The organism is Bradyrhizobium sp. 45, from assembly GCF_023073155.1.
Classification (GTDB): Bacteria; Pseudomonadota; Alphaproteobacteria; order Rhizobiales; family Xanthobacteraceae; genus Bradyrhizobium; species Bradyrhizobium canariense_D.
Genome location: NZ_JADPIX010000073.1, coordinates 1 through 10,307 on the forward strand (window position 1 = coordinate 1; position 10,307 = coordinate 10,307).

Annotated in this window: 10 protein-coding genes and 1 pseudogene; 2 read left to right on the top strand and 9 right to left on the bottom strand. The window is 58.3% G+C overall.

Annotation, left to right across the window (positions count from 1 at the left end; all coding sequences use genetic code 11):
* Positions 1 to 259 (top strand): transposase (locus IVB42_RS13205; RefSeq protein ID WP_247399524.1); only part of this gene is annotated, 259 nt, incomplete at its 5' end.
* Positions 260 to 461: 202 nt separating this feature from the next.
* Here IVB42_RS13205 and IVB42_RS13210 read toward each other — a convergent pair.
* From IVB42_RS13210 to IVB42_RS13235, 6 genes are all read right to left on the bottom strand, one after another.
* Positions 462 to 704, bottom strand: a complete 243-nt coding sequence (locus tag IVB42_RS13210) for a hypothetical protein (protein WP_018456650.1) — start codon at positions 702 to 704, stop codon at positions 462 to 464.
* A gap of 103 nt (positions 705 to 807) precedes the next feature.
* Positions 808 to 1,338 carry a hypothetical protein gene (locus tag IVB42_RS13215; RefSeq protein WP_247399526.1) on the bottom strand — a complete coding sequence of 177 codons (531 nt, stop codon included), beginning with the start codon at positions 1,336 to 1,338 and terminating at the stop codon, positions 808 to 810.
* Positions 1,339 to 1,838: 500 nt separating this feature from the next.
* The gene (locus IVB42_RS13220; RefSeq protein WP_247299862.1) at positions 1,839 to 2,567 is read right to left on the bottom strand and encodes a Crp/Fnr family transcriptional regulator; all 729 of its coding nucleotides are present in this window, start codon (positions 2,565 to 2,567) and stop codon (positions 1,839 to 1,841) included.
* A 336-nt stretch (positions 2,568 to 2,903) separates the two neighbouring features.
* Positions 2,904 to 3,884, bottom strand: coding sequence for an ABC transporter substrate-binding protein (locus IVB42_RS13225; RefSeq protein ID WP_247361346.1), 981 nt, complete (start codon positions 3,882 to 3,884; stop codon positions 2,904 to 2,906).
* A gap of 404 nt (positions 3,885 to 4,288) precedes the next feature.
* Positions 4,289 to 4,804, bottom strand: a complete 516-nt coding sequence (locus IVB42_RS13230; protein ID WP_247361344.1) for a hypothetical protein — start codon at positions 4,802 to 4,804, stop codon at positions 4,289 to 4,291.
* A gap of 464 nt (positions 4,805 to 5,268) precedes the next feature.
* Entirely contained in the window at positions 5,269 to 5,727 is a 459-nt protein-coding gene (locus IVB42_RS13235; RefSeq protein ID WP_247369296.1) for a cupin domain-containing protein, read from the bottom strand.
* Between the two features lie 264 nt (positions 5,728 to 5,991).
* On the opposite strand from IVB42_RS13235, the gene IVB42_RS13240 reads away from it, so the two are divergent.
* Entirely contained in the window at positions 5,992 to 6,588 is a 597-nt protein-coding gene (locus IVB42_RS13240; protein WP_247369298.1) for a winged helix-turn-helix transcriptional regulator, read from the top strand.
* A gap of 64 nt (positions 6,589 to 6,652) precedes the next feature.
* On the opposite strand, the gene IVB42_RS13245 is transcribed toward IVB42_RS13240, so the two are convergent.
* The 3 genes and pseudogenes from IVB42_RS13245 to IVB42_RS13255 form a co-directional block, all read right to left on the bottom strand.
* Positions 6,653 to 7,471, bottom strand: coding sequence for a methyltransferase domain-containing protein (locus IVB42_RS13245; protein WP_247369301.1), 819 nt, complete (start codon positions 7,469 to 7,471; stop codon positions 6,653 to 6,655).
* 85 nt (positions 7,472 to 7,556) lie between these two features.
* Positions 7,557 to 8,924, bottom strand: a complete 1,368-nt coding sequence (locus IVB42_RS13250; RefSeq protein ID WP_018456661.1) for a tetratricopeptide repeat protein — start codon at positions 8,922 to 8,924, stop codon at positions 7,557 to 7,559.
* 1,094 nt (positions 8,925 to 10,018) lie between these two features.
* A pseudogene (locus tag IVB42_RS13255) lies at positions 10,019 to 10,167 on the bottom strand (DUF3606 domain-containing protein); the annotation flags it as partial.
* Positions 10,168 to 10,307 lie beyond the last annotated feature (140 nt).

Genomic DNA, 10,307 nt, shown 5'->3' on the forward strand with positions numbered 1-10,307 from the left:
CCGTGACGTCAACGAAGATGTGCGCGATCATGTCCGTGCGCTGGCCAATACGGAAGCCTTCGAGCAATCGCACCGCGAGCGCAAAAAGGTCGAGATGCGTTTTGCTCATATGAAACGCATTCTCAGGCTCGACCGGCTTCGGCTGCGGGGCCTGAATGGCGTCAGGGACGAAGTGCTGCTCACAGCCACCGCGCAGAACCTGAGGCGGCTGGCCAAGCTAATCTGCCGTCCCCCGCCACAACTGGCAGTCGCGTGCTGAAATCCGCCGCAAAACGGAAACCGCCGACACCCCTTACCAAAAAAACCGCCGAAACTCCAAAGCCAAGCTCGCCCCCAAGTCAGAAACGAGTTTTGCAACACAATCCACTTGTGAGCTGACATGCAGCGACACCCCGCCAACGGAAGCGCCATGAGCGGAAGATGCTTGCGGGCGAAGAAAGAGGCCGCACGGTGCGGCGGCCTTAGTTCATCCGTTGCTCGTCCGCGTGTTCTTGTGCCACCCGGCGGGCTTCTAGGCCGCGCTCATCCGATTGGGTGGTGAGATCGAGGATCATCTGCGCTTGGCGAGCCAACGCCTCGAAGTTCTTCGCAACTTGACGGAGCGAGTCTCTGGTCCCCGGATATTGGCAGTTATCCGCTTTCGTGTGGAACTCCTCCGCACGCATAAGCCAGTATTTCGGTGGGTGCATACGCTCCACGCCCATAGGCCAATCCCCCAATTGGGCCGTTCAGATTCTTGATGCAGGTTAAGTGCGCTCGTTCCCGATGCACGTTAAAACAGCAAGGCAGGCCACTGCTCAACTCAAACTAGGCCACTTCGGAAACAGGCCAGCGTCCGACCGTCATCAGCCGGAGCGATCGAGAAGCCGCGATAGGAACGATGCCCATCATCCGCTCTTGGTTCTGCATGCGTTTCAGACGCATGAGGTTATCGGTTCGGTAGCCGGGAGCGGCCCTCAGCCCTAGGTCGTGGCACCTTGGCCTGGGGCCGTTCTTTGCGCTGAAGGTTGAGCGCTGGGATGACGGCGAGACTTCATCCCAGCTGAGCCGCGATTTATCGAAGACTTGAGCGACGGACTTCCCGAGATGCCCCTTACCTCTGATCCATCTGGCGAGTTCGATGCCTCGAACAATGAAGCGTTGTTCTTTGCGATGTTCGCGGGCGACGACCGCATCGATTACCGAGTGGATATAGCCGCCCTGCGGGATCGCGCTGCGGCAGACGGAACCAGCCCAAGCGACGTTATTGAGACCTTCAAGAGGCATCGCTCGACAATTGAGCGGATCGCAAGTGAACAATACGACACCGGCGCAACGATGCCCGTTGTGCGAACGCATCAGCTTACGCCGGGGTAGCTCGTTCGGCCTTCCTGTCGGGGGCTAGCGAGGGCTCGATTTTGGCGGCTGCAGCCTCGCCAATATCCTGCGGTCGGCAGCTCTGACGGTAATTGCCTTGTTGAGCATGGCCGCCATTTTTTTCCCAATCCGCAAAGCTTCTAGCTCGTCCTCGGCATCCAAGGCCATGATCGAGCTTTCTGGACAAGCGACCTCACCGCATTCCCGCGGACGTCCGGGGTCAACAGGATAGTTCTTCAGGGCACCGCTCCCTCGGTTTATAGGCCACTGTTGCCGTAAGCAGGCCGCCCCGGACGGCGGAGAAACGGCCCCGGCTTCAGCGGGCTGGAGATTATAGGCCGGGGCCGCTCCGGCAGCTCGGATGAGCGAGGGAGACAACAAACCAAGTACCGAGGGCAGGTTCCTAACGGAGCGTCAGCAGGTCCTCGCGGCGTCAGCAGCCGCGGCGTGAGGTACCAACTAGCTGCGAGGCTCTGAGTTTTCTAGCGGCTTGGCGTCAGATGGAGATAGGCCCGATCGAATCCTGCCAGATCTTTCAAGCGTTCCTGGTCGAGCAAGTTGAAGCCGGACTTGTCCGTTTCCACCAACCGTTCCCCGCGCAAAGCTTGAAGGGTACGGTTCGTATGGACCACTGAAAGTCCCAAACAATCGCCAAGATCAATTTGAGTGATGGGCAAGCTAAACTCCCCGCCGCGAGTGCGTCCGATTGCTTCAAGTCGCTCGTGCACTTCGATCAACAGGTGAGCCATTCTCTGCAGCGCGGCGCGCCGCCCGACATTCACGATCCATTCGCGGAAGATAGAACCATCGATCAAGGTCTCTCGCCACAAGGCCGCGGCTAGGTGCGGGTGTCGCGCCGTCACCTCCGTCAGCTCGGCGTGCGAAATGAACCCAAGCGTGCAAGGCGAAAGGCTGACCAGATCATGGTCCATGATCCCGAGGTGAAGGCTTTGAAGGTCAGGTATGTCGCCGGGAATATGCAAGGACAGGACCTGTCGCTCTCCGTCCGCGGTCGTTTTCGAGCGGAAGGCAAACCCCTCAACGATCAGGCAGCACTCGCCGGGACGAACGCCATCAGCGACAATGATTTCACGCGCGCCGAGATGCCGCTCGCGAATCCGCAGGCTCTGAATGGCGCGGATGTCTTCGCCATCCAGGTGGTTCGATACAGCGAGTTTCGTAATGAGCGCTGACGCAAGATTTGCCGGCATCCGATCACCCTCGTGCGACCTAAATGACGACACGCCACTCCGGCCTGATAGGCGGGAGTCGCTTGAACTCTCAGCGCCGGCGCCCAAATGATATCTGCCGGGGATAGAAATTAACCTAGCAGGAATGAAACCGGTGGTGCGAGCTAAAATCGGCCGCTGTGGTCAGTTAAGCGCGAACGCATTGATCCAAGTTAAAGGTGTCGGCTTCAATTCCGCTATGGGTCGAAAAGCGGCGGTAGGCTGCAAGCTGGATCGGTGTCCGGTTTGCCCTCTGCCAGCCGACATGACATGCTCCAAGCGACTTTCGGGTATGGGCCCATGCACCGCGGCGGAGCCTTATTCGATCACTTGGTCGGCCCGTATCAGCAACGAGGTCGGCACGGTGAGACCCAGCGCTTTGGCCGTCTTTACGTTGATTATGAGGACGAACTTCGTTGGCCTTTGTACCGGGAGGTCCACAGGTTTGGCACCCCTGAGGATCTTGTCTACATAGTCGCCCGCATGACGGAATAGATCGGCGGTATCGGCCCCGTATACCGATAGTCCCCCATCGGCATAATGCCGAAACAAGTAGTTTGCTGGCAGGTGATACTTAGCCGCGAGCGCGATAATCCGCTGCGCCTGGGCATAAGTGAGCGCATCGCCGAAATCAATGATCGCATCGGCGTGTTGGGCGGCGGCCGAGGCAAAGGCAATGTCGAGTTCTTCTGGCTTGGTCGCCGGAACGAGAGGCAGAGCCACGCCGAGGTGCCGGGCTATGCGTGGGATCTCTTCCGCGAAGTACAGCCTTTGCAGTGGATTATCTGGATTGATCAAGACTGCGATTTTAGATGCGCCGGGAACAAGTTCTCGAAGAATTTCTAGACGTTTTGCGAAGAAGTCGTCGGGGACGTTGGTCGTCACGCCTGTCATGTTGCCACCTGGTCGCGACAGGCTTTGTATGAGGCCGAGGTGCACGGGATCAGCGACACCCACGAATACGATGGGAATCGTGCCGGTCGCGGATTTGAGCGCTATTGCTGCTTGCGGTCCTGGAGCGATCAGGATGTCGGGGCCGAGGGCCATCAGCTCGGCGACGGAGTCGGTCAGTCGATCTGCGGGTTGAGAAAACCGATACTCTATGGTGAGGTTTTTTCCCTGTATCCAACCTAGGCTTCGCAGCGCATCAATGAACGCAACCTCGGCTTGATTAAGGGCCTTGCCGCTTCCATCGCCTATGGCGAGAAAGCCGAGTCGACGACGCTTGCCCTGCCCCTGCGAAGAACGTGGCGAAATGAGCAGCGCCGCAGTTCCCGCAATGAACTCTCGTCGCTTCATTGCAATCCTCGCAGAAGCCTGAAGACAACGACCAAACAATGATACCACGTCTCAACGATCGGTGCGGATCCCTTTCTGACCTCGACCACAAACGTACTCACGTCGGCTTGGACCCGCGACGGCTTCTGTCATGACGCTGTTCGGCTCACATCCCCAGATGTGTTCAACTCTTGTTTGAGGTCAAGACCAACTATGAAGCCGGGCATTAGGTACCCAATTCGCCAAGTTGCCGCTGTTGTGGCCATCCTGCCAAGGGCCATGCAACGGCGGCACTTGCCAGATCGCAACGAAAACCTCATCACCTCATCAGCTTTGTCTCCGCCGCCGATGATCACGTCACTGCTCCATGCCAGGCGATATCACTGGCATCGTTTCAAGTACGTAGCTGTTGGCACCTGGTTGGCTCAGTTCGTGTTGGTGAACTTGTACGTTCCCTTCTTGTGACCAATGACCTGGCTGATGCCATCGAAGTTACTCTTGAGCGGGTCGATGGTGACGACGAGCGCAGCCTGCAGACCTTCAAATTTCCCCGTTCCACCAGTGATCTTGCAATTGTTGGGAGATCCCGGCATCCAGTCACACTGTTCGAACACTTGATCGCCGTCCTTGTCGATGTAAGTACAAAACCCGTGAATCTCCGCGGTCTTTGCGGACGAATCCGTAAGGCGGCTCAATTGACAGCGTCCACCCATGTTGTTGAGTACAGGGTTTCCAGCCTCGTTCGAGGCTGCCATGGCTTGGTTCACAAAAACAAACTCTCTGCCGTTGCCTATCGACATTGGCTTGGGTGCTGGAATAGGCGTGGCGGTGAATATGACCGAGACCGAGCCTTCCGGCGGCACGCCCTGTGCAACGGCGCTAAAACTGGTCAGAATGGCAACGACCGAAAACAATGCGATGAGTACACGATTAAAGGCCATCGTTCCCTCCCTTTGTGATGGCGCAGAGAACTAATGCGAGCGAGCAGGCTACGCCCCGAGGAACACTCCAGCAAGAGTTACAGATCTACAAACAGTAACACAGTGTCGCAGGCGGAGCTCAGCACGCGAGGGTGCCTCAGTAGAGCTGATCCACTTGACTGTTTGCGCGGGTGAGGCCGCCGCGAATGAGCATTTCCGCTTCGGCTCAGAAGCTGCCTCGAGGCAACTTCAGCTACGCGACCAGTTTACCAGCGACACCGGACATCACGGTGTCTGAGGCGCTCTTCGGCTTATTGCGTAGGCGTGCGCAGGCGCAAACAACGCCGATACGCGAAACGGCGGTGGGCCGAGCTGCCGCTTCCGAAGCCACTTTGTTCGCTCCAGCCGGTCCCAGCTCGCAGGGCCAAGCTCGCTTGCGAGCCCACGTCACAGACGAACAGCCTTCTAATGATGCCTGACCGGAATCAGCGAATCAGCGAAGGCCCGTTCAGGTTAACCGGCAGTATTTCGAAGAGCACGTGCACCATGGGTGCATCCGTCTTGTTAAAGACAGTGTGGTTCATATCGCCAGATTCAAAGAAGAAATCGCCCGGGCCGTAAACTACAGCCTTGTCTGGCAAGACGTAAGTCATGTAGCCGGAGGTGACTTGGCGGATGCCGGGGCACTCGTGATTGTGCTCACCCACATGTCCGCCGGGCGCAAGCGTCAACTCGGTGACTCTGAGCTTGTACTTTCCATTGATCTCCTTGAGGAATCCTTCAAGTGGCGCCTCGAACTTGATTTTGGCGACCAAGCCGTTGGTATCGACTTTGACTGGGCTTACGCCTACTTGCGCGCGCGCCTCGCCCGCCTGTCCAAGCAATGCCACGAACGGTACCGTTGCGAGAGCCAGGAGAAAATCGCGTCTGATGTCGTTTGGCATGATAAATCTCCTTTTCCGCCAGTCGACGTTAATGGCAATCGAAGCTGCAGCGTAAAGCGCTCGCCGAGCTCTAAGCTAGTGCGAAGACCGGACTACTTCCGCACCCCCGCGCGGCGTGATACGCTCAATCATGTACCGTTACGGCCAATATTGTCCCGTGGCGCGAGCGGCGGAAATCCTTGCCGACCGTTGGACTGTGCTCATCGTGCGCGAGCTGCTTGCCGACGTTAATCACTTCAACGAACTTGAGCGGGTCTTCCTCACATGTCCCGCACGCTGCTTGCGGGACGGCTGCGGCGGTTGCAGCAAGCCGGCGTGCTGGAACGGCGCGGAGGCTCGCGGGGCAAGCACACTGAATACCGACTGACATCCGCCGGGCGCGACCTGCAATCGATTATCGACCAATTTGGCGGATGGGGAGCGCGCTGGGCTTTCGGTGATCCTCGGCCGAACGAACTCGATCCCGTCGTCCTGCTGTGGTGGATGCGGCGCCGCGTGCGCATCGAAGCCATAGGGAAACGCCGCGTGGTGATCCAGTTCGATTTCGGTGGCGGGCCGAGGCAGCGCTATTGGCTCCTGATCAAACGCGCAGACGTTTCGGTCTGTCTCAAGAACCCCGGCTTCGATATCGATGTGATTGTCTCGACGGACATCGTGGCGTTTTATAAAGTTTGGCTGGGGCGAGTAAGCTTCTCCGAAGCCTTGCATAGGCAGCAGGTCCGGCTGGAGGGGACGCCCGCCGACGTTCGCGCTTTCTCGGGGTGGTTTGCTTGGAGTCCCATGGCGGACACGGTACGCGCTGCGCGGGCCGATCGGCGGACTGCGTCGTCCATCCAACGAGCGTCATCCAGGCTAGACTAGCCGAGAGGAGCACACGCTGAAGCTGTTGCGTCATTCCCTATGTCCGGGTAGGCCAAGGCCACACTTAGACGGTTGCAGTAAGCAAGTGAGCGGCTATTGGGAACGACAACCCACGACTATCAACATATGGCTCTAAAGCTGCATTTGTATCGGATATCAGCCGTTGCCGAGCCGCATCGCTTGCTTGCGACACATGACTGGCCAGTGGCGAACCCGCAACATAGCTGGATACAAATCGTTCGACGGATGGAAACTCGATGGCACCGACCCTCCGTTGAACCGTGATGTCCTGAAAGTTCGCAGCAGCGACAAGTCGGCTCAGCTCATCGGCATCGGCCAGTCCAAATGGAGCTCGCATGATCGTGGCCGCCGCTGGACCGATGTGGCGCTCCAGTATTTTGGCTAATGATTGAAACCCGGGACGTCGATCAATGCCGCACCACACCATGAGGACGAGCCTTCCCCTTGAACATAGAACTCTGCGCATTTCGCGCAAAGCAGCTGGTCTGTCGGCGAAGAACTGGAGGCCCAGTTGGCAGTACACAATATCAAACGCGCTGTCGGGTAACGGCAGTTTGTCTGCATTGGCCTCCTGCCACTGAACCGAGGCAGCGTCATCGGCCATTCCAAGCGATCGTGCCACGTTCAACATGCCAGGATTGAGATCGATGCCCGTCACGACCCCGGTTGGGCCCACCTTCACCGCCGCGAGGCGCGCCACTATTCCAGTGCCGCAAGCAATATCGACTACGCGTTCGCCCAACTTCGGTCGAGCGGGGTCTATCAGGATGGTGGCCCATGGCGCAAACACAGCCGGGACCAACTCCCGTTCGTACACTTCGGGCGCACTACCAGCGACCTGCCACTGACCTTGCTGGCCCATCAGATGATGCCAAAAGGGCGTTCGCTCCTGCGCTTATAGCTCAACAGAGCGATGTCCGCCACGGGCAAGCGAATAGCCCTGCTTCTTATTGCTCCCGAACCCCTCCCTTCCTCAGCCCATCGAGAATGTCGTCGATCTCTCGACGAAACTGCGGGTTCGTTGACATTGAGTAAACAAGATCACGGTACCACTGGACCGTGAAGTTTGGTCGCAGTTTGTTCAATTCAGTCAAGCTCCGCTGTGCCTGTTCCAATTGCCCCGTGACTCCATAAGCCGAAGTCAGATCTACATAAGCGTACATGTGCGAGTTGTTCAGATTGACCGAGCGCCCGCATTCCTCGATGGCCTCTCCATATTGGTGCAAGTGCAAGTGTGCATGGCAGAGCCAGAAGTGCCATTGGAAAGCAAAAGGATCTCTCGGGCTGAGACGGAGAGCCAATTGGACCGGCGAGAACGCTTCGCGCGCGCGCCCGGAGGCGACGAGTGCAATTGCTTTAGCAGCGTAGGCAGCTGGATTATTAGGATCAATTTCGAGCGCCGCATCGTATTCAGCCAATGCCTCCTCAGGACGTCCAAATAGAAGAATGGTTCCCTTGGTAGTATGAGCACTCGCGCTTGCCGGGCTTTTGGACAGAACTCTGTCGATGAGGTAGATCGCTTGCTTTTTGTCTTCAACAACGGACGAAGACCATCGGTTGTTCACACCAGCCGCCAGACACCGCGCTTTGCCAATCATGGCTTCAACGTTGTCCGGATCGAGGCGTAGCGCGTTATCGAATAGGTCCATTGCCTGACCATTTTGGATCTTCGACTGCGGCCCATAGAGCTTTGCCCAGCCGCGCATCGTGAAGTCCGTGGCGTCTGGATTTCTCGATCGGTCCACTTCGCTGCGACGGCTTTCGGCTTGGATCAGTTCGATGTTAAGCGAGCGCGCGAGCCGCGCTGTGATCTGGTCCTGCAAGGCGGCGAGGTTCGTACGGTCGCCGTCGAAACGATCGGACCAGACGTCCCGACCGCTCGCGATATCCGTAAGTGATACGTTGACCCGAACCTGATCCCCGTTGCGCCGCACCGCGCCCTGGACCGCCCAGCGGATGCCAAGGTCCTTGCCGAGCGTCCTGAAGTCGATCTGCTTGTTCTTGTATGTAAACGCCGTTCCGCGTCCGATAACGAACGCGCCGGGCATTTGCGCGAGGTCGGTCGTCAGGTCGGTCGTGATGCCATCGGCGAAATAGTCCTGCTCCAGATCATTACTGACGTTTGCGAACGGCAGAATGACAAGTGACAAGCGGGGAGCAATGTCAGGCCGGGCAGTAGCTTCCCTCTGCGTCTGTTGCTTGTCCGGAAACACGTCGGTGCGGAGCGTCTTCCACACAGTCCAATAGCCGACGAAGCCACCCGCGATCGCACCGACAGCCGCAATCGAAGCGAGCGCCCCGCCGATCATTTGCATTCGCACCCGGAAGCGACCCTTAAATTTACGCCTCGATGCCGGTTGGTCCGGAGGCTCGTCGTCAGATGGCGTTTTGTTCAGTGGGTCACTATCGGATGCTGGTTTATTCGGTCGGTCGCTGGAGACTTCAGAGTCTGTCACCATTGCCTCCCCGCAGGGGCCAAACGCCCGGATGCTCGAACCTAGCAGAGTTTTGAGGTTTTGCGTGGGTCAAGGTTGCTGACTAGGTTCACGGCCCTTACAAGTTGTTGCGGTGGTGTTGAATGGACGTCCGGTTCGCGTCAGAAGCTGCCTTCGAGCCAATTTCAGCTAGCGACCGGCTTACAGCGACAGTGACGCGCTCTTGCGATCATCCTTTTGCGCAGGCGCAACAACGCCGATACGCGAGACGGCGATGGGAAGCGTGCCGAGCTGCCGCCTCCGACGCCACGTTGACAGCGGACCCGACGTTCGCTCTAGGAAAAATGGACAGTCCCGCTCGCAGGGTGAAGCTCATTTAGTGCGCCCGCTGTAAGACGCGGGCCAGCCTGCCGTTGAACACGATCCGCCGCCCACTGGATACGCCGCTTTGGAAGCTGGAAGCTTCACTCAGATGTCGGGCCGGTCGAACGCCCCGCTCTTCGCCGCCCGCACGCATGATCAAGTTGACCGATGCGCGGCAGATCGCGCCTAACAGGTGGGTGCATCCGACCGAGGAGCGTTTATGCGCGACCCACGACCAAGTTTGCCGTTGAATTGACGACGCATTGGCGACGTTCTCGTTATCGCTCGCTTCACAGGATGTGGATCGTGGACCGATCAAGCGGCCCGTCAATGACGGCGCTTCTTCACGCCTGCGTCTTCGATGATCTGGCTGGCATCCGGCTCTCGATTCCCGCGTCTATGTCCGGCGACCTGTTGCAGGCGCACGGATCACCGGCACCACACTGGCAGCCGAACTCTGCGCTCCATCCCCGGTCCGGGTGGTTCTCGCAGACAAAGCCTAAGCCAAAGCAGATGGGACAGTTGGGATCGGTCATGGCATGAAAAAGCGCGCGGGCCTTGCTCCAAAGATCGCAAGCATACCGCGCGCCTCGGTTGCGCCGCCAATTCTTGGCGGCCGAATTGCCTACCTTGTCGACGGCCTTCCTCAGTTCGTCCGTGGAGACGCCAGGTTGCTTGGTCCAGTACTTGCCTGGAACTCTTCATGCATGTTGATCTTGCTACGGTCGCGCTGGTCCCCACTGGTGAGATTGTCGCTCATCCCCCTCCTCCATCGCCTGTACAAGCCGTTCATCGTCAAGATGCGCGTTTCGCGGGATCGTGAGCACGGATTTCAGCGCATCGTGAGCAACGATTTCAGAGGATCGTGAGCAGCGATTTCAGGCGATCGTGAGCAACGTT

What these genes read in the sequence shown, in the direction of transcription:
- IVB42_RS13210 (WP_018456650.1), bottom strand. Translation starts at nt 704, where the DNA reads ATGGGCGTGGAGCGTATGCACCCACCGAAATACTGGCTTATGCGTGCG.
- IVB42_RS13215 (WP_247399526.1), bottom strand. Translation starts at nt 1,338, where the DNA reads ATGCGTTCGCACAACGGGCATCGTTGCGCCGGTGTCGTATTGTTCACT.
- IVB42_RS13220 (WP_247299862.1), bottom strand. Translation starts at nt 2,567, where the DNA reads ATGCCGGCAAATCTTGCGTCAGCGCTCATTACGAAACTCGCTGTATCG.
- IVB42_RS13225 (WP_247361346.1), bottom strand. Translation starts at nt 3,884, where the DNA reads ATGAAGCGACGAGAGTTCATTGCGGGAACTGCGGCGCTGCTCATTTCG.
- IVB42_RS13230 (WP_247361344.1), bottom strand. Translation starts at nt 4,804, where the DNA reads ATGGCCTTTAATCGTGTACTCATCGCATTGTTTTCGGTCGTTGCCATT.
- IVB42_RS13235 (WP_247369296.1), bottom strand. Translation starts at nt 5,727, where the DNA reads ATGCCAAACGACATCAGACGCGATTTTCTCCTGGCTCTCGCAACGGTA.
- IVB42_RS13240 (WP_247369298.1), top strand. Translation starts at nt 5,992, where the DNA reads ATGTCCCGCACGCTGCTTGCGGGACGGCTGCGGCGGTTGCAGCAAGCC.
- IVB42_RS13245 (WP_247369301.1), bottom strand. Translation starts at nt 7,471, where the DNA reads ATGGGCCAGCAAGGTCAGTGGCAGGTCGCTGGTAGTGCGCCCGAAGTG.
- IVB42_RS13250 (WP_018456661.1), bottom strand. Translation starts at nt 8,924, where the DNA reads ATGCAAATGATCGGCGGGGCGCTCGCTTCGATTGCGGCTGTCGGTGCG.